We start from the raw sequence: 25,911 nt of genomic DNA, 5'->3' as shown, positions 1-25,911 counted from the left end.
TCTCCCCTTACTCCGCGTAGTGCATTGACTGTTCTTTTAACGTTTCTACAAAACTTGTACCCGTTCTATATTGATTCGCTCGTAAAATAAAACTCTTCGCTACTTTAAGACAAATTCGCTCCGCTCTAGCACGTGCTTCCTCATTCTCAATACAAGTAATATCTTTTACTTTCGCTAATCCAACAATACGGCGGATTAATTCAAGACCTGTCACTGCAGCTGTATCCTCTAATACAGATTGTAAATAGGCTTCGTTAAAGCCTTCTTCCTTCGCCATAATCTCGGTCACATGAATATCCCAAGCATCTAAAAACTTCTTCTTAAATAAATCAATTACCTCTACCATCGTAGTTTGTAACCAATCCATATACGTATCTTTCTCAGCTCCAGGTAGCATCGTTGCATCTGCATTCACCCAAGCAAACATTAAATTCGCCATTACATTCCCGACGTCATATCCCATAGGTCCATAAAAAGCAAACTCAGGATCAATAACCTTTGTAGAATCATCTCTTACAAAAACAGAACCAGTATGTAAATCACCATGAATAAGCGCCTGTGCATTCGTCATAAAAGAAAATTTACGTTTCGCTACTTCCATACGAAGCTCTTTATCACTATAAATATGCTCCCTAATCCATCCCTCATTTAAAGGAAATAACTCATTACGCTTATTATGATTTGTAAATGGTTCTGAATATACGAGGTCCTCTGTAATCTCACATAATTCAGGATTTATATAATTCTTCACAAGTTCCTTCTTCTCTTTATGATTCATTACAACATCCGATGTTAATAAAAGTGTATTTACCATAAAAGTAGTTAAGTCGTCAGCAAGCCGCGGAAATATTTGATGATTTATAAGTGCTGTACGTAATATTGTGTGATTCGATAAATCTTCCATTACGCAACAGTTCATCACACTATCAAATAAATACACCTTAGGAACAAGTCCAGGTGCTAACTCATCCTCTAACTGCAAAACATCTGATTCTATGCGAATACGATTCGTCGACAACTTAAACTCATCTGAAATGCGAGCTGTATCCCCAGCTTGCTTTACGATGACAGACATGTTCTCTTTTTCATCCCAAACGCGGAACACATAATTTAAATTGCCATCACCTATTTCTTTACACTTCAGCCCCTTTGCATGTTCAAACTTAGATAATTTCTCTTTCACATATGCAATCACATCTTTAGCTTCCATTAAAAAATACTTTGTGAACTTAGACATGGTTTCCCCTCCACACCAATTGTAAGCGTTTTCTAAAAGCTATAAAAAATAATAGGTTGAATTTTTTCATCCTATAAATATGTATTCTTCTTTTTGAAAGGTATATCTAGGTTTTATTATATCTCGTTAGCACTTTGAGTCAATATTTCTAACTATCATCGTAATATACTTCCTAATTATATATTCGAGATGACAAAAATTGTTCAAAAAGATTTCGATTCATTTTATTTTATTTATCGCACAATTCTTTGTAAAATAGAAATAAGCAGTTCCTTTTCAAATACATAACTTCTAAGAAATATTTCCTTCCTAAGAATTTACACTTACACCATATCTCTAACATACACACTACTCTTTCAAACAATCATTGAAAATTTATAAACTTAAAGTTACCTTTCCATTCTCTGTTAGCCTTAATTGAGAATAAATATTAATTAAATCGGTATAAAGTTGGTTTATTCTCTTGACAAAATAACCACTTCTATATGATAATTAATATCGAATTAGAATTATTATAGTTAATTAAAAAATATATTTTATGAGCACACTATTTTTTGATGCTCAAAACCAACATTTAGGAGGAATTTTAATATGTTATTAATCGGCACAGAAGTAAAACCGTTTAAAGCTAATGCTTACCATAATGGAGAATTTATCCAAGTTACTGACGAAAGTTTAAAAGGAAAATGGAGTGTAGTTTGTTTCTACCCAGCTGACTTCACATTCGTTTGCCCAACTGAACTTGAAGACTTACAAAACCAATACGCAACTCTAAAAGACTTAGGCGTTGAAGTATACTCTGTATCTACAGACACTCACTTCACTCACAAAGCATGGCATGATAGCTCAGAAACTATCGGCAAAATCGAGTACATCATGATTGGTGACCCAACTCGCACAATCACTACAAACTTCAACGTTTTAATGGAAGAAGAAGGTCTTGCTGCTCGTGGTACATTCATCATCGATCCAGACGGCGTTATCCAATCTATGGAAATCAATGCTGACGGTATCGGCCGTGACGCAAGCATTCTTGTTAACAAAATTAAAGCTGCTCAATACGTACGTAACAACCCAGGTGAAGTTTGCCCAGCTAAATGGCAAGAGGGTTCTGCAACACTTAAACCAAGCCTTGACCTTGTAGGCAAAATCTAAGGAGTTCGATCAAAATGATACTAGATGCAGATATAAAAACACAACTATCCCAATACCTTCAATTAATGGAGAACGATATTTTACTTAAGGTAAGCGCAGGAGACGATAACGTATCTAAAGATATGTTAGCTCTAGTAGACGAATTAGCTACTATGTCATCTAAGATTACAGTAGAAAAAGTTGAATTAGAGAGAACACCAAGCTTTAGCGTAAACCGCCCTGGTGAAGACACTGGTGTCGTATTCGCTGGTATTCCATTAGGACACGAATTTACATCATTAGTGTTAGCTTTACTACAAGTAAGTGGACGCGCTCCAAAAGTTGAACAAAAATTAATCGATCAAATTAAAAACATTCAAGGCGAATATCATTTTGAATCTTATATCAGCCTAAGTTGTCATAACTGTCCTGATGTTGTACAAGCTCTTAACGTAATGAGCGTTCTTAACCCTGGTATTACACATACTATGATTGATGGCGCTGCATTCAAAGAGGAAGTAGAAAGCAAAGACATCATGGCAGTACCAACTGTTTACCTAAACGGCGAATCTTTCGGAAGCGGTCGTATGACACTTGAAGAAATTTTAGCTAAAATGGGTAACGGTCCAGATGCATCAGAGCTTTCTGATAAAGATCCATACGATGTTCTTGTTGTTGGTGGTGGCCCTGCTGGTGCAAGTGCAGCAATTTACGCAGCACGTAAAGGCATCCGCACTGGTATCGTTGCTGAGCGCTTCGGTGGTCAAGTAATGGATACTATGGGCATTGAGAACTTCATCAGCGTAAAAAAGACTGAAGGTCCTAAGCTAGTAGCAAGCCTTGAAGAACACGTAAAAGAATACGACATCGATGTAATGAATCTACAACGTGCGAAACGTTTAGAGAAAAAAGAACTTATTGAAGTGGAACTTGAAAACGGCGCTATTCTGAAAAGTAAGAGCGTAATCGTTTCTACAGGTGCTCGCTGGCGTAATGTTGGCGTACCAGGTGAAGCTGAGTTCAAAAATAAAGGTGTAGCATATTGCCCACACTGTGACGGTCCATTATTCACTGGAAAAGACGTAGCAGTTATCGGTGGAGGTAACTCTGGTATTGAAGCAGCTATCGACTTAGCAGGTATCGTTAAGCACGTAACTGTTCTTGAATTCATGCCAGAATTAAAAGCTGATGCTGTATTACAAGAGCGTCTTAACAGCTTACCAAACGTAACTGTTCTGAAAAACGTTCAAACGAAAGAAATCACTGGTACTGATAAAGTAAACGGTATTTCTTACATCGATCGTGAAACTGAAGAAGTTCATCACGTTGAATTACAAGGTGTATTCGTACAAATCGGTCTTGTACCAAACACAGACTGGTTAGGCGAAACAGTTGAACGCGTTCGCGGTGAAATCGTAACAGACAAGCACGGCGCTACAAACGTACCAGGAGTGTTTGCTGCAGGTGACTGTACAAATAATCCGTACAAACAAATCATCATCTCTATGGGTTCAGGTGCAAACGCAGCTTTAGGTGCATTTGATTACTTAATCCGTAACTAATAAAAAAACAGGTGCCTTGGCACCTGTTTTTTTATTACCCTAATGTATAAACTAAAAACCTCTCATTCCCATTCTTCTCATAAGCACCTGACAATCTAACTTCTTTCTTCAGCTCAAACGCAGTCTGATTTTCTAAGAAGAAAATATAGTCCTCAGAAGGATAATATAAAATAATATCTACTTCTCTCCCCGTTTCTTCTACTGAAAGCAAAATGTTATTTACTACATTCATAAACACTTGCACAGAAAACGGATTAAAGAAATAAAACCTATTATCATGTGGATCAATCTCATATTCCTGCGCTAAACAACATTGGAATTGAATTTTCCCCTTACTGTTTCGTGCCTTTCGTGCATAACGATCTCGATTATCCATCGCTTCTTTATAAAACTCTTCATTCATTTCAATTCCAACTGCTGAAGCACCACATTTATGATGCATATAAAAGTTTAATCGCCCTTTTCCGCACCCAAAGTCTACAATTCGGTCGCTACTTCGTATTTCATATTGATTCAATAACTCATCTAACCCGCTATACGGTGTCGGTTCATAGCGATGATAATGCATAGACTTGTTAAACCCTTTTTGCTCACCGACTGTTTTTATATGTAAAACTGCATCGTAATATTGTTCGTTCATTCGTTTTCTCCTATTAAAAAATGATACTTATTATTATACACCATGTACTGGAGGCTCATTTTTCATCAAATTAATAGGTACGTGAAATTATATCAACGATTTTCTCAATATATCTATCGTAACTTCAAATATATCAACGATTTTCTCAATATATCTATCATAACTCAAAATATATCAACGGTTTTTCAAATATATCGATTTGCCGACAATTCACGACAAAAAAACAGGAGCTCTCTAGCCCCTGTCTTCTAACACTTTCAATACAGTTTGTTTCAATATTTCTACCCCATCCATAATACAACTATGATCAAACCTCATATACGGATGGTGTAATCCAGGTTGTAGGTCTGCTCCTAGTCCAAGCATGACAGCTTTTAAATGTGGTCTTTTCACTGTATAGTAATGGAAATCATCGCTTCCTGTCGTATAGAGAGGCCCTGTGCATCTCTCTTCCCCATACACTTCGAGAATACCTTTACGCATAAAGCGCTCTGCTTCTTCGGAAACCTCTGCTCCTGGTGCAAGATCCATCCATTCGTATGAAGTTTTTGATCCCATCGATGCAGCTGATTCTATTACATGCTCAATCTTTTTCTTTAATTCTTCTAATAGTATATTACTCTCTGCTCTTACATCTAAACTGAAATGACCATTTCCCGGAATAATATTTAAATTATCACCACCAGCTTGGCATCTCGTCATTTTTACTGAATAAGAACTTTGCGGTGGCAGCCAGATATTTTTCAAACCGATATTAATCATGGAAATGACATCAATTGCATTCACACCTTGATGTGGTCTTGCCCCGTGTGCATCCTCCCCATGAATCATACCCTCTAAAAATCCTGCTGCTCCATGACGAATAGATGGGGCTGCTTGTTTCAAAGATAGTTCTTCAATTGGTCTTAGATGGACGCCAAATAAGAAATCAGCATCATCTACAGCACCTTTCTCCACCATCTTCAAAGCACCATTCCCCTTCTCTTCTGCTGGCTGAAAAATAAATCTAACCGTACCACTTTTCCATCTCATATTTTTCAATTGTAAAATAAGTCCCATTACAATGGTCATATGAGCATCATGGCCACATGAATGGTTCGCTTTAAATTCTCCATTTACTTCTTGCCAAAGTGCATCCATATCAGCACGAATCGCAATAACTGGATTCCCGCCTCCAATCTCAGCAATTACACCTGGACAATCATCAAATGTTCTATATGAAATTCCTTCTTCTTTTAAAAAGTCAGTAATATACGCTGTCGTTTCATATTCTTTCCAACTTACTTCAGGGTTTTCGTGTAAATGCTGAAAAATCTCCGTTAAGCGCTCTTGTAGTTCTAATGTTTTCAACGTTCCAGTCTCCTTCCCACATTACAAACGATTCGGGTTAATTATACTTATGAAAAACAGATGTTTTTATGAACATATTGAATTTTAAGAAAAAAGTCAATTATTTATTTTTAAATACTTAAAAAGCTTACTCTGCACTTATATTACAAACTAAACAAACAACTAGAACATTCCTTATTTTCTGTTTTTTATGTTGACGCTTACATAAACTTTTAGTTATCATAACCTAATAAACGTCTATTTTACGACAATTCTAAAAATACAAACAAACATACGTAACAAGGAGGAACTTTATGAAAAAAGAAATACCTTTTGGAATAGCGATTATCCCTATTATCATTACCGTTGCAGTTATGATGGTTACAATTGTTGTATTAAAACAAACCCCTCACGTTCCACTTATTATTGGTACAACCGTTGCTTCTATTGTCGCTTGGCGTTACGGTTACAAATGGAATGATCTTGAAGAAGCAATGTATAAAGGGATTCGTCTTGCATTACCCGCTATCGTCATTATTATTCTTGTTGGCTTAACAATTGGTGCTTGGATTGGCGGTGGAATCGTCGCAACGATGATTTATTACGGTTTAAAACTTTTAACTCCATCACTATTTTTAGTTTCCATTACCGTCATTTGTTCTATCGTAGCATTAGCAATTGGTAGCTCTTGGTCTACAATGGGCACAATTGGTGTTGCTGGAATGGGAATTGGCCTAAGTATGGGAATTCCAGCTCCAATGGTTGCTGGTGCCATTATTTCAGGCTCTTATTTTGGCGATAAAATGTCACCGCTTTCAGACACAACTAACTTAGCCGCAGGATTAACAAATACAGATTTATTCGCACACATTCGTCATATGTTATTTACTACAGTTCCAGGTTTAATTATTACTCTTATCGTCTACGCGGTCTTAGGAAGAAGCTTCGGCGCTAACAATATTGATGCGAAGAGCATCGATCAAACGTTACAAGTATTGCAACAAAACTTTGTTATCTCACCTTTCCTACTCATTATACCCGTAGTCGTTATGGTATTGGTCGCTAAAAAGGTCCCTGCCATACCAGCGATTCTCGTCGGTATTATTTTAGGATTTTTATCACAAGTCTTTATTCAAGGTGGTTCTGTATCAGCATCTGTCGGTGCACTCCAAGCTGGATTTGTTATAGACACTGGAAACAAGCTAGTAGACGAACTATTTAACCGCGGTGGCTTAGATTCGATGATGAATACAGTCTCGATGACAATTGTCGCTATGACTTTCGGAGGAGTATTAGAACATACAGGTATTCTTCGCTCAATTGTAAATCAGATTTTAAAGTTAGCGAAATCAGCAAAAGGGCTTATCGCTTCTACTATCGCATCTTGTTTTGCAACAAACCTTACTTGCTCTGAACAATATATTTCAATTGTTGTCCCTTCAAGAATGTACGCAAATGCATACACAGAAAAAGGACTACATTCAAAAAACTTATCCAGAGCATTAGAAGATGGCGGAACATTAACTTCTGTCTTCGTTCCTTGGAATACGTGCGGTGTATTTATTCTCGCTACACTTGGCGTAGGTGCATTTGAATATGCCCCGTATGCTATTTTGAATTTCATCGTACCTATTATCTCAATCATTTATGGTATAACAGGCTTCACAATTGTAAAACTATCAGACATTGAAAAAGCAGAACTACTAAAGAAACAAAAAGCTCAACTAGAAGCTTAAAAATAGCGGTAAATTCAGTTCATATAGTGCGCGAGGTCGCCCTTGTTGATAGGGCATTTCCTCGCCGCAAATATGAGCATACCCGTAATCAACTAATTTCTTTAACAACCTTTCTGTCGATCTTCGAGTCACTTGTAAATACTCAGAAAGGTCAGCTGCTGTAAACTTCAATGACGGGTGCGATTGACTAAATTGAATGATTTTTGACAAGTTGGCCGGACTAAGCTTCGTTTCCTTCGCTATTTTCATTAGTTCCGGATTATCATTTTTCAAACTTTGTACTCTCTGTTCTTTCGGGAACGGACCAAACAAATCTTTATCACTTGTTAGTATATAAAAACAACGATCTATTGGATTGTTCTTTGCAAAACTTTGAGCAATTTTTGCATTTTGCTCCGCTTCTTTCACGGTTTTCCCATAACCAAATCCAATAGCTATCGTTCCTTCTATGCTCGCAAACAAGTTATCTATCGCATTTGTTTTAATAATCGATTCGATATCACCACGAGTTGTATACAAAATGCATGTCATTTCATCCACTTGTTTAAATGAACCACGTAGTTCTTTTGAAATGACATCTAGTTTTTCAAGCAAACTCGCTCGTAATTCTAAGGAAGAAATAATACAAGCACCAACAGTAGCTGAATAGCTTTTTGCTAACTCAGCTTTTATTTTTGCATCTTTTAGCCCATGTATAATGGACTGTGTTGGATCAATCATACGCTCTGAAGGAATACCTATTTTTTGAAGCTCGTCGTAAACAGCGTGAATACTAGTTAAAGCTAAATGAGCCTCTCCATATTGATATTTAGCTACATGAAAATCGATAACTCTATTTATTTCATCTTTACTCCACAGCATATTTTCATAATCCAACACTTGTGGACTTTCTTTTATACCGATATCATGGAACACATTTGTAATAAACGAGCGGTCTACTAAATCGATGGAAATGTTATGTGGTTGAATACTTTGATGATACATGATAGAAAGAATTGAAGATGCGACAGTTGTCTCGTCTTGCTGTAAGTATGTACTTGGAATTCGTAATTGTTCTCTTATTTCTTTTGCCATATAATAAGGTAAAGCACCTGAGAAAAAGATGACATCACAAGGCTTTAAACACTTTAATAGTTCAGAAGATTCCGCCGGATGAAGGTAAATATATGGATCAATTTCTATTCCTTCTAATTTTTGAGCAATTGGAAAAAGGTTCTCCATAAACTCCTTTGAACCGACAACTGCAATTTTTATCATCATTTTCTCTAACTCCTTATCATTAATTAACGACTATTTAACGTCAACTATATCAAATGTATAAAACTATTGTAAACAGGAAGGGGTTTCTATTCAATGAAAATTACAGCTATTCATCTTTACGCAATTCGTTTACCGCTTCGCAATCCGTTTGTTATTAGTTATGGCTCTTATTCTGATATGCCCTCTATTATCGTCAAAATGGAAACAGATGAAGGTATTATCGGTTACGGTGAAGGCGTTGCTGATGATCACGTCACAGGTGAATCATGGGAAAGTACTTTCCATACTTTAAAACATACGCTAACCCCTGCTCTAATCGGGCAAAATCCAATGAATATCGAAAAAATACACGACATGATGGACAATACAATTTACGGTGTTCCAACAGCGAAAGCCGCAATTGATATTGCTTGTTTTGATATAATGGGCAAAAAACTAAATCAACCTGTATATCAATTAATTGGCGGGCGCTATCATGAAGAATTCCCTGTCACTCATGTTTTAAGTATTGCCGATCCAGAAAACATGGCTGAAGAAGCTGCTTCTATGATTCAAAAAGGTTACCAATCTTTCAAAATGAAAGTTGGTACAAATGTAAAAGAAGATGTGAAACGTATTGAAGCTGTACGAGAACGTGTAGGAAATGACATCGCTATTCGCGTTGATGTAAACCAAGGCTGGAAAAATAGCGCAAACACATTAACAGCACTACGTTCATTAGGACATTTAAACATTGACTGGATTGAACAACCTGTTATCGCGGACGATATTGATGCCATGGCTCATATTCGTTCTAAAACAGACCTCCCGCTTATGATTGATGAAGGATTAAAAAGTTCTCGTGAAATGCGCCAAATTATTAAATTAGAAGCTGCTGATAAAGTAAATATAAAACTAATGAAATGCGGCGGCATATATCCAGCTGTAAAGCTCGCTCATCAAGCAGAAATGGCAGGCATTGAATGCCAAGTGGGATCAATGGTCGAATCATCTGTTGCCTCTTCCGCAGGATTCCATGTCGCTTTCTCAAAGAAAATCATTACGAGCGTAGAGCTAACAGGGCCATTAAAATTCACAAAAGACATCGGAAACTTACATTACGACGTACCATTCATTCGCTTAAACGAAAAGCCTGGACTCGGCATTGAAATAAACGAAGATACATTACAAGAACTCACCGTCTTTCAGGACATTGTACGCTAAAGGAGGACTAACGCATGACAGTTCTATACAAAGGAACATTAAAACAAAATAACGAATCATTTCACGTTACATTACTATCACTAGAGCACATCGAACAAATTTTATCACTACAAAACATCGTAGTTGAAACACTAGAAGATAAAAGTCGTTTACAACCACTCTCACAAGAAGAATTTCAATACATTCTAGAAGGAAACGGCATGATGATCGGTGCTTTTATCGAAAACGAACTCATCGCATTTCGCGCTCTACTCGTCCCTCCTATCGACGATGAACATTTAGGGCTTGATATTGGTCTATCAGAAAGTGAACTGCACCGCGTCATCTATCAAGAAATCTCAAACGTTCATCCGAACTGCCGAGGAAATGGGATGCAAAAAATATTAGCAAACGTCATCATGGACGAATTACAAAAAGAAGATAGCAAATATGATTATGTATGCTGCACCGTTGCTCCTTTTAACATCCCGAGTTTGAAGGATAAGTTTGCGCAAGGGATGGCGATTGCTGCGCTAAAGGAGAAGTATGGTGGTAGTCTGCGGTATGTTTTTGTGAAGAAATTGCGCGGAGATAAAGAAAGCGATTGGACGGATATTCAAAGTATTCTAATGAGTGATGCTAGTGGACAGCAGGCTTTGCTTTCGGAGGGGTATCTTGGGTATGAGATGGAGAAAACAGCAGATACTTTCATTGTGAAGTTTGGGCGATAATCTATATGGTCGAAAAGAGGAGATGTCTGCTGTGACCTCTTCTCTTTTCGATTTGTTGAACAATCCTGTGGTAAATGAAATTATATCAACGATTTTTCGAATATATCTATCATAACTTACAATATATCAACGATTTTTAAAATATATCTATCAAAACTCACAATATATCAACGATTCGACAAGAAATATCGATTTACAGACAAAAATCGATATCCCTTCCTAAACCGTCATCTTCCAACTAGATAACGCTAACCAATTCTCCATTTCTTTATAATCAGGCATTATCTTCCCGACAAGACGCCAAAAAGAGCGATCATGATTTAAATGAACCATATGACACATTTCATGAACGACTACATAGTCAATTACTCGCTGTGGTGCCATTGCTAGCTTCCAATTGAATGTTAGTTGTAAATTTGAATCGCAAGTACCCCAAGTACGACTACTATCTGTAATACGAATAGAACGTGGTTTTGTTTTGAAATTACTTTGATGCGCTTTAATACTCTTCTCTACTAAAGATTTACACTGCTTATAGTAAAATCGTTTTAAAGCTTGTTGTATTTTCTCATCCTTAAGCTCTTTCACATAAATATGTAACTTATCCCCTTCAAAAATCGCATTGTCTTGCTCAATGCTTGCATCTTGGGAAATCTGTATCGGATACGTACTTCCTAAATATAGAAAGCCCTCTCCTTGATCATAGTCCTTTTCCTGTGGTCCAAGCGCTCTCTCCTGCATTTCCTTACGTGTTGCCTGAATCCAATCCCACTTCTCCTCTAGCAACTGGACTAAGTATTCAACAGGTGTTCCTTTCGGAGCTTGCACTTCCACATTTCCATACGAATCCACAAAAAGACGCACGGACTTTTTCTTCTTATAAGTTATATGAAAATTAATTGTCTCACCTAAATATGTATGTACCATTTCATCACCTAGCATAGTATTTTTACAAATAAAAAAGAGTAGGATACGAACGTCCTACTCTACCTATTATATCATTTACTGCTTTAGCAAGCTTATTATCCTCTATACTTTACACCTAATCCCTTAATGAAATTCCTTGCGTATCTATCGCCGCACTCTTTGTAATTTTTATGGCCTTTCTTTCTTAATAGAGCGCCTAACTCTCCTTTTGTTACCGTAACGCCTACGCTATCTAATATATCAAGTACATCCTCACTCGTTAAAGATAGTGCGATTTTCATTTTCTTTAGAAGAAGGTTATTGGCACTCTCCTTGCTCTGTACAGGTGCAGGCTGCCCTGGTTTCGGATCTTGCTTTCCTCTTTTTAAAGTAATAAATCCATTTAAAAATGCCTCTAACATCATCATATCGCATGTTTTTACGTACTCATCTTCAGCTACCTCATCATTTTCAGCTTCATGCTGAGGAGCTCTCTTTATTTTTGTAAGCATATCAACTACGTCTTCTTTCGTTACTTCCATCCCGCCAAGTTTAAAGATTTCTACCATATCTATGTCTTTTATATCTAAAGCGTATCGTACTCTTTTTAATATATCGTTGTTGCTCATTGCCATTGGGTTTCCCTCCTGAAATGTTGATTATTTATTCAGCGGTTAAAGTTTATGCTATAACCTACTTTAAATTATCATGTTTAATCTAACCTTTTAATTATTGTCCGCTAAATTAATACTTTAACATTTTAAAGATATGTTTTATAGTCTTACCCGAACTTTTCTCTATCATTGTATCTACAGCGCTCTTACATGTTTTTTATATGCCTATAAAAGGATTTCTCTCTTAACATTAACTAAAAGAAAAAAAACAGTGTTTTGATTTCTCAAATACACTGTTCTTTTCCAGCTCTGCACTTATTTTCAACTCACTCATGTCATGCACTACATATGAAATGATTTAACTGCTTAAAAGTTAAACCGTCTCACCATTCTGTGCCACACCAACACTATCCTCAAACTTATCCAACAAAGCACGCACCTCATCAGTCGATTTCGTACTCATCAATTGATTTCTCAATTCAGCAGCTCCAGGGAAGCCTTTTACATAAATTTTGAAGAAGCGGTGAAGCCCTGTGATTGAGCGTGGCAGTACTTCTGCATATTGATCTTGAAGATCAAGTTGTAGTCTTAAAAGATCTAGGTGCTCTTTACTGCTATGCTCTCTCGGCTCTTTTTCAAAAGCAAATGGATTTTTGAAGATGCCTCGTCCGATCATTACGCCATCAATGCCGTATTTTTCAGCAAGTTCCAGCCCCATTTTACGATCAAGAATGTCCCCATTGATTGTTATTAACGTATTTGGTGCGATACGGTCACGTAATTTTTTAATTTCCGGAATTAGTTCCCAATGCGCATCTACTTGGCTCATTTCTTCTCTTGTACGTAAGTGAATAGAAAGGTTTGCAATATCTTGTTTGAAAATGTGCGTTAACCAATCTTCCCACTCGCTTAACTCTTTAAAGCCAAGTCGTGTTTTTACACTGACAGGTAGTCCGCCCGCTTTTGCTGCTTGGATAAGTTCTGCCGCAACGTCTGGACGTAGAATAAGGCCACTACCTTTTCCTCTTGATGCAACGTTCGGTACTGGGCAACCCATGTTAATATCGATGCCTTTAAATCCTAGTTCTGCCATACCAATACTCATTTGACGGAAGTATTCGGGATTGTCTCCCCAAATATGTGCCACCATCGGCTGTTCGTCTTCTGTAAAAATTAAACGGCCACGTACACTTTTCATACCTTCTGGATGACAATAGCTATCCGAGTTTGTAAACTCTGTGAAGAATACGTCCGGACGACCTGCTTCACTTACTACGTGACGGAAAACAACGTCTGTCACATCTTCCATTGGTGCAAGTACGAAAAATGGTCGTGGTAATTCACGCCAAAAATTATCTATCATTTCAAATTCAAATCCTCTCACTATGAATACAATTTCAAAATCTCAATTTATAATTTGTGAAAATCAGCAATATTTATTTTAACTAAAATCGCTTATGAATGGTATTTTTGTAAACCAAAAAGCAGGTGGTATAGATTTCCCCTATATCAACTGCTTTCCTATTATACCAACTTAAGCCAAGCCACACACTCCACATGAGTCGTATGCGGGAACATATCAACAGGTTGTACTTCCTGTGTTTTATATCCGCCTTCTTCTAGTACTTTTAAATCACGTGCTAATGTTGCTGGATTACATGATACGTATACGACACGGTTTGGCTTCATGTCGATGATTGTGTTTAGTAATGCTTCGTCACAGCCTTTACGCGGTGGGTCTACGACCATTGTGTCAGCAATTACGCCTTCTTTGTACCATTTTGGAATGACTACTTCTGCCTCTCCTACGCCAAATTCAGCGTTTGTCATGTTGTTTAGTGCTGCATTTCGGTTTGCGTCTTCAATTGCTTCTGGGACGATTTCAACGCCGTACACTTTTTTCGCTTTTTGCGCTAGGAATAACGAGATTGATCCGATTCCGCAATAGGCATCGATTACTGTTTCGTTACCATTTAATTTTGCGTATTCTAACGTTTTATCGTAAAGCACTTTCGTTTGCTCTGGGTTTACTTGATAGAATGAACGTGCTGAAATCGCAAATTTAATGTCACCGATAAAGTCATAAATGTATTCTGATCCGTACAGTACTGTCGTTTTGTCTCCGAAAATTACATTCGTACGCTTCGTATTTACGTTTTGAACAATTGATTTTACTTCTGGGAATTTCGCTGCAATTTCTTCAATAATTGCTTTTTTGTTCGGTAATTCTGCTGTACGCGTAATGAAGACAAGCATAATTTCCCCTGTTACTTGTCCGTAACGAGCCATTACGTGACGAAGTGTTCCTTTGTTACGCTCTTCGTTGTACGCAGTGATACCGTGCTTTTCACAAATACGTTTTACTTCTTGAATTAATGTATCGTTTTCTTCTGCCTGAATTAAGCATGATTCCATATTAATGATGTCATGCGTTCCTTGGCGATAAAAACCAGCTACAAGTCCGCCTTCACGTTCTCCGATTGGTACTTGTGCTTTATTACGGTATACCCACGGATTCTTCATGCCAAGTACAGGATGAACAGGAACATCACCTAGTCCTCCAATGCGTTGCATAACGTCACGTACTTGTTTTTCTTTCGCTTGTAATTGTCCTTCATAAGTTAAGTGCTGAAGCTGACAACCGCCGCACTGATTATATACTGGGCATTCAGCATCTTTACGATATGGACTTTCTGTATGAAGCTTCATTAAACGACCAAATGCAAAGTTTTTCTTCACTTTAATAATTTTAATTTGCGCTTCTTCACCTGGTAATCCGTTTTTAACGAAAATAGGATAGCCCTTTACTTTCGCAACACCGGCACCATCATGTGTTAAATCTTCAAATACTACATCTATAAACTCGTTTTTCTCAACTGGTGGCGTCATTTTAGTACTCATTTTCCGACCTCTCTTTTTCATAACACTGCGTTACATTTTATCATACTTATATGGTCTTTTTCTATTGGAAGAAAAAAAGCTATTGACGATACTTCTCTGTTAATGTTACGCTACTACTAATTTAATACGGACGATGTTACCTCATATATACTTGATAATATGGATCGAGAGTTTCTACCCGGCAACCTTAAATTGCTGGACTATGGGGAAAACTAATGAATATTAGCCTATGCGCAAAAAAGGACTCATATTGATTAGCTTTCTCTCATAGATGAAAGTGAATCCATATGGGTCTTTTTTTATTTTTATTTTTCTAAAAGGTCAGACATCTTACGTATGACATAAAACCTCATTCCTTTATTTTTAGTAATATAACGAGCGTTTTATGTACAAACTTTATACGAACTTCTGAAAGGGGCAACTACATGCAATATGTAATGAGCATTATCGGTATTATTGCCGTGTTAGGTTTATGTTTTGCTTTGTCAAACAACAAAAGTAAAATCAACTTCCGTGCAATTGCAATTATGATTGGTTTCCAAATTTTAATCGGTTGGTTTATGTTTGCTACAAAGATTGGTCAACAAATCATTATTTTCATTAGTAAAGTTTTCAACAAACTAATTAAACTTGGTACGACAGGTGTCGATTTTCTCTTTAATGGAATTCACAGAGATTTTGTCTTTTTCTTAAACGTATTATTAATCATCGTATTTTTCTCAGCACTACTTTCAATCTTTAGTTATTTAGGTGTTTTACCATTCATCGTTCGCGTTGTCGGCGGTGCTATTTCAAAAATTACTGGTTTACCACGTGTTGAGTCATTCCACGCAGTAAACTCTGTATTCTTCGGTTCAAGTGAAGCGTTAATCGTTATTAAAAACGATTTACAGCATTTCAATAAAAACCGTATGTTTATCATTTGTTGTTCTGCGATGAGCTCCGTTTCTGCTTCTGTTACAGCATCATACGTAATGATGTTAGATGCAAAATACGTACTGGCAGCTCTTCCGCTAAACTTATTCTCAAGCTTAATCGTTTGTTCGTTATTAACACCAGTTGATACGAAGAAAGAAGATGAAGTGATTCAGAAATTTGATAGAACTCTATTCGGAGACAGCTTTATCGGCGCAATGATTAACGGTGCGCTTGATGGTTTAAAAGTAGCTGGTATCGTTGCCGCATTAATGATCGCCTTTATCGGTGTGATGGAAGTTGTAAACTACGTAATTAGTGCAGCTTCAGGCGCAATGGGACATGCTGTTACTTTACAACAAATCTTCGGTTACGTACTTTCTCCATTCGCATTCTTAATGGGTATTCCAACTCAAGATATTATCCCAGCTGGTGGTATTATGGGTACGAAGATTGTTTTAAATGAGTTTGTAGCAATCCTTGATTTAAAAGACACAGCTACAACATTAGCTCCACGTACAGTTGGAATCGTTACAGTATTCTTAATTAGCTTCGCAAGTATTAGCCAAATTGGTGCAATCGTTGGTACAATCCGTGCCCTTTCTGAAAAGCAAGGAAGCGTTGTTTCTAAATTTGGTTGGAAAATGCTATTTGCATCAACACTTGCTTCTATTTTATCTGCGACAATCGCTGGATTGTTTATTTAATAAAAAAACACCTTACTTTAACAAGTAAGGTGTTTTTTTGATTCTTTATGAAACCGAGTGAAATTCAACTGCTTCTTCTGTATTGATAATCCTATCTTTATATATACCTTTTATTGAAATGTAAATGATAGATTTGTTTATGTTTTTTAACTTTCCTAATGAAAAATGATAAAGTAATCCATCGCTTTTTAAAGTCCACATCTTCCCACTCCATGGACCAGTAGCTTTTTGTTCATCCGACGCCTTTATTTCACCTTCATATTCGCATTCTCCTAAAGGAGTTTTAATTATATTCTTCTCTGTATCAATTCGAATATTTTTAATTAGCTTCAAATTTTCATCAGAGAGAATTTGAATTTCATGATCTTTCTGTTTAAAAAAGAGTTTTCCGTCTTTGGTATTTACATATTCTGCATTATTCATTTTATCTATCATAAAATCATATTCTTCTTTTGTAATACCTAAGTTTTGATGATAAGGAAACGTTTTTTTCGGTATAATTTCTTCTTCGGCATACTTCAAATACCAATCTAAATTATTTGTAATACTATCGCTCATTTTATTTCCTATTTTCTCTAATTTCTCTTTTATCTCATAAGGAAATTCTAGTGTCATAATATCCGCCGTCACTTCCGCATTCATAAGATGCGATGGAATATACTCTTCCACGCTATTCGCTTTACTCACTTCACTTTGACAACCAACTATAAATAGCGATATGAAAAAGATATATATTATTTTTTTATATTTCATTTCTATTCTCCACTCCATACATTATTCTTACTTAGTTTTATAGCGGTTTTCATTATAGTATAAAATCTTTATATTTTAATTAAATACATATCCTTATGCAAAATTGCATATTAATATGTCTTCTTCTTACTTTAAAATTAGCTTAAATAACTTTCCAAATTATGCGAATAATAAGCGTTAAATGTTATAATTTGTAAAAAACATTGGAGGACCTTATGAAAATTCACGCCCTTTTCGATTTCTTACATTTACTAGTCTTAACGCTGAAAAGCTATTATGTATGGGGAATGCCTATCTATGTCTTCATTATTCCTCTTATCTTTGTAGTCGGTTATATTATTATTAATTCTAATAAGAAACAAAAAAATACATCTATTCAAAGTCACTAATCTATTACCTTAATAGCCTCCTAAAAATCATATTCCCCTCATTTTCTTCAAATGATATGATGAACAAGGGTATATCCCCACCACTCTTATAGCGGTGGGGATTTTAATGTCAATATGCAACATACTACACAATAGAAGGTGATTTTTATGAGAAAATACGCAGCAATTGCTTTATGTACGTCTGCCATTCTAGCAGGCTGCAATACTAGCAATGTAAGCCAAGAACCTAAAAAAGAGAAAAAGGTTCAAGAAGTAGCTATACAAAAAGAGACTCTACCAGAACAAGGTAAAATTTCTTATACTCCCATCACACACGAATCTACAAACACAAGTATTCATATTACAGACTTAAAAGATTCTTTAAATGAAGTACAATATAAAATTTGGCGCACAGCTGATGGAAAGGAACGTGCTAAATCTTTTTCTTCTAAAGAAAAGGAGAAACAATTTACAATTCCTTTTGACATAAAAGAATTTGAAGGAAAACGCGGTGAGTTCCAAATTGAAGCAACAGGAATGAAAGAAGATGGGAAAACAATCCCGCTTACGAAATCTACTATTACTTTCGAACAAAAGGTTCCTGTTCTTATGTATCACGCAATCGATGATTATCATGGTCAAGGTATTAAAGACTTATTCGTATCACCAGCTAACTTTGAAGCACAAATGAAACATTTAAAAGACAATGGTTATACGCTTTTAACGTTTGAACGCTGGAGCGATATAAATAAAGTAAATAAGCCGATTTTCGTTACATTTGATGACGGTATGAAAAATAATATGAATGCATTTCGCGTTTTACAAAAGCTAAAAGATGATACTTTTAAACCGGCAGCAACAGAATATATGATTGTTGATAACGTTGATGTAGAAGGAGCATTGTCTACTTCTGAAATAAAAGAAATGGTTGATTCCGGCATTTTCTCGGTGCAATCTCATACTGCAACACATGCAGACTTACCGAAAATTACAAACTATGAGGAAGAGTTAAAAGGTTCAAAAGAAAAACTAGAAAAAATAACAGGTAAGCCTGTTATCGCGATTGCTTATCCATTCGGTCATGTAGATGATAAGGTTGTTACAGAAACGAAGAAGTATTATCAATTCGCGACGACGACAAAGCCTGGGCAATTCATTACGAAGGGTGAACCTGATGAATTGTTAAAGATGAAGCGCGTTCGTATACACCATACAACGACTGTAGAGCAGTTTGCTTCTTCAATTAAGTAAATATAAGGGCTCAATACATTTTGAGCTCTCTTTTTACTTTATATTTATATATATTTTTAGAATTTTCTTGTATTATATATAGTAAGAAATCTTTCAAATTAAAGGAGATTATACATATGTCATTTGAACAAACGTTAGAGAAATATGCTGCTCTTGCAGTTAATGTTGGTGTTAATATTCAACCTGGACAAACTTTATCAATTAGTGCACCTCTTGAAGCTGTACAATTTGTACGCCTCGTTACAGAAAAAGCATATAAATCTGGTGCAAAACACGTATATGTAGATTGGAATGATGAGACGTTAACACGCTTAAAGTTCGATCTAGCTCCTGAAGAAGCTTTCGCTGAATTTCCATCTTGGAAAGCACATGCTCGTGAAGAATTAGCAAAAGAAGGCGCTGCATTTATGTCTATCTATGCAGAAAACCCTGATTTATTAAAAGGTGTAGAAGCATCGCGTATTGCAACAGCTCATAAAGTAGCTGGAGAAGCAATGAAAGTATACCGTGATTACGTACAAGCAGATAAAGTAAGCTGGTGTGTCATTTCTGTTCCTACGAAAGAATGGGCTGCGAAAGTATTCCCTGACGTAGCGCCAGAAGAACAAGAAGCAAAGTTATGGGATGCTATTTTCAAAGCTACTCGTGCTGATTTAGAAAATCCTGTAGAAGCATGGAAAGAACATGATGAAACATTACATACAAAAGTGGATTACTTAAACGAAAAGCATTATAAAGCTCTTCACTATACAGGTCCTGGAACAGATTTAACAATCGAACTTCCAGAAAAACATGTATGGGCTGGTGCTGGTAGCTTAAATGAAAAGAACGTACCATTTATGGCTAATATTCCAACTGAAGAAGTATTTACAATGCCACTTAAAACAGGTGTAAACGGCCAAGTTTCTAGTACAAAACCGTTAGTATTTGCAGGTAATATTATCGATAATTTCACGTTAACATTTGAAAATGGGCGTATCGTAGACTATAAAGCTGAAGCTGGTGAAGAAGCTTTAAAACATTTAGTAGAAACAGATGAAGGTTCTCACTTCTTAGGAGAAGTAGCTTTAGTACCTCATGACTCACCAATTTCAAACACAAATGTTTTATTCTACAATACACTATTTGACGAAAATGCATCTTGCCACCTTGCAATCGGAAATGCTTATGCATTTAACTTAGTTGGCGGAAAAACAATGTCTAAAGAAGAACTTGCTGAAAACGGCGCAAACGCTAGTATCACACACAACGACTTCATGATTGGATCAGCTGAGCTTGATATTGACGGTATTACTGCTGATGGCAGACATGAGCCTATCTTCCGTAAAGGTAACTGGGCGTTTTAAATTTATTACCATAAAGAAACACATTGGATAATCCAATGTGTTTCTTTATTTATTTGGTTTCAATTCAAATTTTATCGTTCTATTTTCATGCGTAAACTCCGGTCTATACGTAGCGATATACGTATTTTCTTTCGCTACGTCAAATAGCATGATATCTTGAATTTTTTCATCTGGTGCTAACTTTTTACTAATAAAGCTATCAGGGTTATTATATTCTTTAAATCTTGTACCTTTCTTATCGGTAATCTCAAATTCATAAAATGCAAAAGGTATTTCCTTTTTACTATTATTTTCTACTTTGAAAATAATCCCCAAAATCTCCTCTTTCTTTTTATTCTCATCATAATCCGGATATCCTAATTTAACTGAATCGATAGTTACTTGCAAACCATCTACGTCTACTGTCTCCCCTATTTTATACACTTTATCTTGAACATCTTCTTGTTTACTTTCATTACTATCTTTAGTCTCAGTGCAAGCACTTAAACTAAAAGCTATGCCAAAAATTAAAACAATTTGACTTACCTTTTTTAACATACTCTTTCCTCCACATAAGACAATATTTCATATGTATCATAACAAAACGCTTTACTCTTTCTTGTCATATTTTGTCGTATTAATTGCTAACTGCACAAATAGAAAAAAGCTATCTTCTACAAAAGATAGCTTTCATGATGCCGATGAAACCTTAAGCCCAATGACACCCAAAACAATAAAAAGAATACAAAATGCTTGAAATAAACTAATATGCTCTTTAAAAAAGTACACACTAATGATTGTAATAAGTAATGTTCCAACGCCAGACCAAATAGCATAAGCAATACTTAAATGAATCTTTTTCACAACGATGGCAAACACGCTGAAACAAATCCCATAAAACACGAAAATCAGTACACTTGGAACAAGCTTTGTTAAACCATTTGATAGTTTCATCGCAATTGTTCCAGCTACTTCAAAAATAATTGTAACAAGTAATAATAGCCAATATACCATACTAGAATCTCCTTCTCTGTTACCTTATAGAGATTCTAGTATACTACTTATAATCCCAATGAAATATATTTAATTTCTAAATATTCCTCGATGCCGAAATGGCCTCCTTCACGACCGATACCACTTTCTTTAAATCCCCCAAATGGTGCTTGTGCAACTGATGGAAGACCATCGTTTAGACCGATAATACCGTACTCTAACGCTTCACTAATTTGGAATGCTTGGCTAATGTCTTTCGTGAAAATATACGCAGCTAAACCGTATGGTGTATTGTTTGCACGTTCGATTACTTCATCAACTGTTTTAAATTTCGCAACTGGTGCCACTGGCCCAAATGTTTCTTCATTCATACAAAGCATCGTATCATTTGCCAACCCAATTACAGTCGGTTGAATGAAATGTCCCTCTAACTCTGCGACCTTTTGACCACCATATAAAACTGTTCCACCTTTTTGAATAGCATCTTCAATATGTTCTTGTACTTTTGAAACTGCATTCTCATCAATAAGTGGCCCGACAGTCGTTCCGTCATCGAAACCGTCTCCTACTTTCAACTGCCCTACTGCCTTTTGGAACTTCTCTACAAATACTTCGTATACTTCTTCTTGAACGAATACTCGGTTTGTACATATACACGTTTGTCCTGCATTACGGAATTTCGAACCAATCACCGCTTCTACTGCTTTATCTAAATCTGCATCATTCATTACGATAAACGGAGCGTGTCCCCCTAACTCAAGCGAAACTTTTTTCATCGTTTGCGCCGCACTAGCCATTAACTCTTTCCCGATTTCCGTTGACCCTGTAAAGGACACTTTTCGAACGCGACCATCTTCCATCCATGTATCAGCAATTGCTTTTGCACTACCTGTTACGATATTGATTACGCCCTTTGGAATATCTGCTTCATGGGCTAATTCAGCTAATTTCAATGCAGTTAATGGCGTTTGACTTGCCGGTTTCACAACGGCTGTACAGCCTGCTGCAAGCGCTGGGGCTACCTTTCTCGTAATCATAGCAGCTGGGAAGTTCCAAGGTGTAATAGCTGCCATAACGCCAACTGGTTGCTTCATAACTAAAATGCGCTTATTCGGATGAGCAGCAGGAATCATTTCACCATATACGCGTTTCCCCTCTTCTGCATACCATTCAACAAAACTGTTTGCATAATTTACTTCACCAAGCGCTTCTGCAAACGGCTTCCCTTGTTCCTTCGTCATAATCGCTGCGATCTCTTCTTTATTTTCATCAATAAGCATGAACCACTTTTTTAACTTCGTTGCACGATCTGCTGCCGTTAACTTAGACCACGTTTTAAAAGCTTCATGTGCAGCATCAACAGCTTGCTTTGCCTCTGTTACTCCGCCTTTTGGTACAGTTGCAAATATTTCCTTCGTCGCAGGATTATTTACTTCAATTTGTTCTTGTAGTGTAATCCACTCACCATTTATATACATCGCCTTTTTATCTATACTTACGAAAGTCGCCTTTTTATCCAATGTTTTCTTCCTCCTCTATGAACTTCTTAATTTTTCTAGTAGCAGCAGATTGACTAATTTGCAAAAACTCAGCCACTTTATAACTTGATCCATACGTTTTATACGCTTTAAGAATTATATTTCTCTCTACCTCTTCCAGCATTTTATAAAGGCTTTGCCCCGATTGTTCAACTGCAGCCTCTTGCATAGAGAGTGGCAAATCCTCTACCGTTACAACATCATCAACAGTAATAACAATTCTCTCAATTACATTCTCTATTTCTCTATTGTTCCCTTCCCACGGATATCCAACAAACATTTGTAACGTACTCGGCGCTAGTTTCACATCACGTCCGTACTTTTTATTAAAGTGCTGCAAGTAATGATAAATAAGCGGCAAAATATCTTCTGTTCTTTCCCTAAGCGGGGGAATTGCAATTGGAATGACATTCAAACGATAGTATAAATCTTTCCGAAATGTTCCTTGTTTCACCATCTCGCTTAAATCTCTATTTGTTGCCGCCACAATTCGAACATCTACTTTTTTTAATTCTCTTCCGCCTATAGGACGAAATGTTTTTTCTTGCAATACTTGCAAAAGCTTCGCTTGAATTTCAAGCGGCATTTCACCGATTTCATCTAAAAAAAGAGTTCCTTTATGCGCGGATTCTAATAGTCCCTTTTTCCCTTCACGATTCGCACCTGTAAAAGATCCACCTGAATATCCAAAAAGCTCCGATTCAATTAAATTAGTTGGTAATGCCGCACAATTAATTTCATAGAAACTTTCATGCTTACGGTGACTCACTTCATGTAAATGGCGTACTAATCGACTTTTTCCTACTCCAGTCTCGCCTAAAACGAGAACAGTACTATCCACTACAGATACTTTTTTGATTGTATCGACTATTTTTTGCATAGCTAGACTTTTAAAAATAAGTCCTTCATGCTCATATGTTTCTCTTAATTCTTTTTTATATGTTTTTAGCTGATTATCCATTTCCTCTACCTTTTGACGTAATTGATAGAGTTCAGTAAGGTCGCGAGAATAACTAATCACTCTTCTTAAATTTCCCTCATCATCAAAAACAGGCCTTGTACGAACGTGTAAATACTCTCCTGATTTTGTAGTTTGAACGAGTTCAATTGGCCTCTTTTTTTCAATCACTTCTAATGTCGCTGATGGATAAAAGATTCCATCCTTTTGTAGTTCTTTTACATGCTTACCAACTAACTCTTCTGCAGCTAGTTGGTAGTGCCTTTCACATGTACTATTTACACGTACAACGATCCCTTGCTCATCTGTAACAAAAATTTCGTCAAACGCATATTCAAATACATCTTTTAAATCCATTAACACTCGTTCCTTTTCTGCAACCATCCTAGCCACTCCTAACTTCAAATCCATCGATCCACTTCACTACCTTTATTATAAAGTGAATTTTCTGCATTTAATATAGAGTCAGCTAGAATGTTTGCTATTTATACTTCAGTTTTTACACGCGAGCGATGTTTGTTTGCTCATAACAAGCTTGCAATGATTCTTCAATTATTGTTAAACCTTCTTCAAGTTGCTCATCTGTAATAACTAAAGGCATTAACACACGGATAACATTTCCATATGTCCCTGCTGATAATAACAGTAACCCACGCTTATTTGCTTCTGCACATAGATTAGCCGTTAACGTTTTGTCAGGTGCTTTCGTCTTACGATCTTGAACGACCTCAAATGCACACATTGCGCCTAACCCACGCACATCACCGATGCAATGATATTTATTTTTCATCTCTTCGAATCGGTTCATTACGACTTTTCCTAATTCTATCGCTCTATCATTTAATTTCTCATTTTCTATTACATCGAGAACAGCTAATGCAGCCGCACATCCTAATGGACTTCCTGCATACGTTCCACCAAGTTCACCTGGTGCAGACTCATTCATAATTTCTTTACGTCCAATGACACCACTTATCGGTACACCAGCACCTAATGATTTAGACACTGTAATTAAATCTGGAACGACATCATAGTGATCAATTGCAAAATATTTTCCTGTACGACTAAAGCCTGTTTGTATTTCATCCGCTACAAATAAGATGCCGTTCTCTGAACAAATGCGGCGTACTTCTTGAACAAATTTCTTACTTGGGACGATAAATCCACCTTCCCCTTGAACAGGTTCCATTACAACAGCTGCAATTGTTTCTGGTGCTACTTCCGATATGAAGAAGTTCTTAAACTCTTCAATAATAAAATCATCATACTGCTCTTCCGTTAATCCCTCTGGGCGACGGTATTCGTATGGAAATGGCGCTTTATATACTTCTGGAGCAAAGGGACCAAACCCGAATTTATATGGCTTCACTTTACTTGTCATCGTCATTGTCATTAATGTACGCCCGTGGAAACCTTTAGAAAATGCGATAATACCAGGTCTCTTCGTATATTTACGAGCGATTTTCACCGCGTTCTCAACTGCTTCTGCACCACTATTTAAAAACAGGACTTGCTTATCGAAACTTCCTGGTGCCAATGCCGCAAGCTTTTCTGCTAATTCAATATATGGCTCATACATCATGACGTTAAATCCAGTATGAATGTATTGATCGACTTGTTTATGGAGCGCTTCTTTAACCGTTGGATGACAATGCCCTACGTTAATTGTCCCGATTGCTCCTGCAAAATCAATGTACTGATTGCCATCAACATCTGTTACAAGAGCACCATTGGCAGATTGTACAAACGTTGGGATGCCGTTACTTACTCCTTTTGGTACTATATTTTGACGGCGTTCTAATAAAGATGCCGCTTTCGGTCCTGGAATTTGTTCATTTACTTTAGCAAATTTTTTTGTGTTCATTGCGTAC

Annotated in this window: 22 protein-coding genes and 1 riboswitch; of the genes, 8 read left to right on the top strand and 14 right to left on the bottom strand. The window is 36.6% G+C overall.

Annotation, left to right across the window (positions count from 1 at the left end; all coding sequences use genetic code 11):
* Positions 1 to 7: 7 nt before the first annotated feature.
* Positions 8 to 1,237, bottom strand: a complete 1,230-nt coding sequence (mtnK, locus tag DN399_RS02005; RefSeq protein ID WP_000033223.1) for an S-methyl-5-thioribose kinase — start codon at positions 1,235 to 1,237, stop codon at positions 8 to 10.
* Between the two features lie 591 nt (positions 1,238 to 1,828).
* On the opposite strand from mtnK, the gene ahpC reads away from it, so the two are divergent.
* Positions 1,829 to 2,392 (top strand): alkyl hydroperoxide reductase subunit C, encoded by a 564-nt coding sequence (gene ahpC, locus DN399_RS02000; protein ID WP_000924420.1) that lies wholly within the window; start codon positions 1,829 to 1,831, stop codon positions 2,390 to 2,392.
* Positions 2,393 to 2,406: 14 nt separating this feature from the next.
* Positions 2,407 to 3,933 (top strand): alkyl hydroperoxide reductase subunit F, encoded by a 1,527-nt coding sequence (gene ahpF, locus DN399_RS01995; protein ID WP_000599501.1) that lies wholly within the window; start codon positions 2,407 to 2,409, stop codon positions 3,931 to 3,933.
* A gap of 34 nt (positions 3,934 to 3,967) precedes the next feature.
* Here ahpF and DN399_RS01990 read toward each other — a convergent pair whose 3' ends face one another.
* The gene (locus DN399_RS01990) at positions 3,968 to 4,573 is read right to left on the bottom strand and encodes an SAM-dependent methyltransferase (protein WP_001005627.1); all 606 of its coding nucleotides are present in this window, start codon (positions 4,571 to 4,573) and stop codon (positions 3,968 to 3,970) included.
* A gap of 234 nt (positions 4,574 to 4,807) precedes the next feature.
* Entirely contained in the window at positions 4,808 to 5,923 is a 1,116-nt protein-coding gene (locus tag DN399_RS01985) for a M20 peptidase aminoacylase family protein (RefSeq protein ID WP_000853516.1), read from the bottom strand.
* A gap of 293 nt (positions 5,924 to 6,216) precedes the next feature.
* Here DN399_RS01985 and nhaC point away from each other — a divergent pair, with 293 nt between their 5' ends.
* Positions 6,217 to 7,638: a Na+/H+ antiporter NhaC gene (nhaC, locus tag DN399_RS01980; protein WP_000711525.1), complete on the top strand. Its 1,422-nt coding sequence runs from the start codon at positions 6,217 to 6,219 to the stop codon at positions 7,636 to 7,638.
* Here the strand turns inward: nhaC and DN399_RS01975 are convergent.
* A complete protein-coding gene (locus DN399_RS01975) occupies positions 7,627 to 8,898 on the bottom strand; it encodes a hypothetical protein (RefSeq protein WP_000972814.1) in 1,272 nt (423 codons plus the stop codon). The two genes, nhaC and DN399_RS01975, sit on opposite strands and share 12 nt — an antisense overlap.
* A gap of 93 nt (positions 8,899 to 8,991) precedes the next feature.
* On the opposite strand from DN399_RS01975, the gene DN399_RS01970 reads away from it, so the two are divergent.
* Both DN399_RS01970 and DN399_RS01965 read left to right on the top strand, forming a co-directional pair.
* Positions 8,992 to 10,101, top strand: coding sequence for a mandelate racemase/muconate lactonizing enzyme family protein (locus tag DN399_RS01970; RefSeq protein ID WP_000704492.1), 1,110 nt, complete (start codon positions 8,992 to 8,994; stop codon positions 10,099 to 10,101).
* Positions 10,102 to 10,115: 14 nt separating this feature from the next.
* Entirely contained in the window at positions 10,116 to 10,811 is a 696-nt protein-coding gene (locus tag DN399_RS01965; RefSeq protein WP_000217578.1) for a hypothetical protein, read from the top strand.
* Positions 10,812 to 11,030: 219 nt separating this feature from the next.
* Here DN399_RS01965 and DN399_RS01955 read toward each other — a convergent pair whose 3' ends face one another.
* The 4 genes from DN399_RS01955 to rlmD form a co-directional block, all read right to left on the bottom strand.
* Positions 11,031 to 11,738, bottom strand: coding sequence for a M48 family metallopeptidase (locus DN399_RS01955; protein WP_000233742.1), 708 nt, complete (start codon positions 11,736 to 11,738; stop codon positions 11,031 to 11,033).
* 95 nt (positions 11,739 to 11,833) lie between these two features.
* Positions 11,834 to 12,352 (bottom strand): YehS family protein, encoded by a 519-nt coding sequence (locus tag DN399_RS01950; protein WP_001251702.1) that lies wholly within the window; start codon positions 12,350 to 12,352, stop codon positions 11,834 to 11,836.
* A 352-nt stretch (positions 12,353 to 12,704) separates the two neighbouring features.
* Complete coding sequence (locus tag DN399_RS01945) at positions 12,705 to 13,694, bottom strand: tRNA dihydrouridine synthase (protein WP_149149302.1); 990 nt, start codon at positions 13,692 to 13,694, stop codon at positions 12,705 to 12,707.
* 161 nt (positions 13,695 to 13,855) lie between these two features.
* Complete coding sequence (gene rlmD / locus DN399_RS01940; protein ID WP_000105032.1) at positions 13,856 to 15,232, bottom strand: 23S rRNA (uracil(1939)-C(5))-methyltransferase RlmD; 1,377 nt, start codon at positions 15,230 to 15,232, stop codon at positions 13,856 to 13,858.
* Positions 15,233 to 15,353: 121 nt separating this feature from the next.
* A riboswitch (purine riboswitch) is annotated at positions 15,354 to 15,455 on the top strand.
* Positions 15,456 to 15,657: 202 nt separating this feature from the next.
* Here rlmD and DN399_RS01935 point away from each other — a divergent pair.
* Positions 15,658 to 16,854, top strand: a complete 1,197-nt coding sequence (locus DN399_RS01935; RefSeq protein WP_001200484.1) for a NupC/NupG family nucleoside CNT transporter — start codon at positions 15,658 to 15,660, stop codon at positions 16,852 to 16,854.
* 45 nt (positions 16,855 to 16,899) lie between these two features.
* Here the strand turns inward: DN399_RS01935 and DN399_RS01930 are convergent, their stop codons facing one another.
* Positions 16,900 to 17,607 (bottom strand): hypothetical protein, encoded by a 708-nt coding sequence (locus tag DN399_RS01930; protein WP_000875597.1) that lies wholly within the window; start codon positions 17,605 to 17,607, stop codon positions 16,900 to 16,902.
* A 536-nt stretch (positions 17,608 to 18,143) separates the two neighbouring features.
* Here DN399_RS01930 and DN399_RS01925 point away from each other — a divergent pair.
* Both DN399_RS01925 and DN399_RS01920 read left to right on the top strand, forming a co-directional pair.
* Positions 18,144 to 19,226, top strand: coding sequence for a polysaccharide deacetylase family protein (locus tag DN399_RS01925; protein ID WP_006926212.1), 1,083 nt, complete (start codon positions 18,144 to 18,146; stop codon positions 19,224 to 19,226).
* A 116-nt stretch (positions 19,227 to 19,342) separates the two neighbouring features.
* Positions 19,343 to 20,572 carry an aminopeptidase gene (locus DN399_RS01920; RefSeq protein WP_000007349.1) on the top strand — a complete coding sequence of 410 codons (1,230 nt, stop codon included), beginning with the start codon at positions 19,343 to 19,345 and terminating at the stop codon, positions 20,570 to 20,572.
* Between the two features lie 45 nt (positions 20,573 to 20,617).
* Here the strand turns inward: DN399_RS01920 and DN399_RS01915 are convergent, their stop codons facing one another.
* The 5 genes from DN399_RS01915 to gabT all read right to left on the bottom strand — a co-directional run bounded on the left by DN399_RS01915 (position 20,618) and on the right by gabT (position 25,904).
* On the bottom strand, positions 20,618 to 21,109 hold the full coding sequence (locus DN399_RS01915; protein ID WP_000915109.1) for a DUF4352 domain-containing protein: 492 nt from the start codon (positions 21,107 to 21,109) through the stop codon (positions 20,618 to 20,620).
* Between the two features lie 132 nt (positions 21,110 to 21,241).
* Positions 21,242 to 21,565 carry a DMT family transporter gene (locus DN399_RS01910; RefSeq protein WP_000263262.1) on the bottom strand — a complete coding sequence of 108 codons (324 nt, stop codon included), beginning with the start codon at positions 21,563 to 21,565 and terminating at the stop codon, positions 21,242 to 21,244.
* A 47-nt stretch (positions 21,566 to 21,612) separates the two neighbouring features.
* Positions 21,613 to 23,064: an NADP-dependent succinate-semialdehyde dehydrogenase gene (gene gabD / locus DN399_RS01905; protein WP_006926214.1), complete on the bottom strand. Its 1,452-nt coding sequence runs from the start codon at positions 23,062 to 23,064 to the stop codon at positions 21,613 to 21,615.
* Positions 23,057 to 24,424, bottom strand: coding sequence for a sigma-54 interaction domain-containing protein (locus tag DN399_RS01900; protein WP_000225136.1), 1,368 nt, complete (start codon positions 24,422 to 24,424; stop codon positions 23,057 to 23,059). Before DN399_RS01900 ends, gabD begins: the two co-directional genes overlap by 8 nt.
* A gap of 115 nt (positions 24,425 to 24,539) precedes the next feature.
* Positions 24,540 to 25,904 carry a 4-aminobutyrate--2-oxoglutarate transaminase gene (gabT, locus tag DN399_RS01895; RefSeq protein ID WP_001093019.1) on the bottom strand — a complete coding sequence of 455 codons (1,365 nt, stop codon included), beginning with the start codon at positions 25,902 to 25,904 and terminating at the stop codon, positions 24,540 to 24,542.
* Positions 25,905 to 25,911 lie beyond the last annotated feature (7 nt).

The sequence above is a fragment of the Bacillus sp. AR4-2 genome (assembly GCF_008274865.1).
Taxonomy (GTDB): Bacteria; Bacillota; Bacilli; order Bacillales; family Bacillaceae_G; genus Bacillus_A; species Bacillus_A cereus.
Note: the sequence above shows the minus strand (reverse complement) of the source record. Positions and strands in the feature narration are given on the sequence as shown.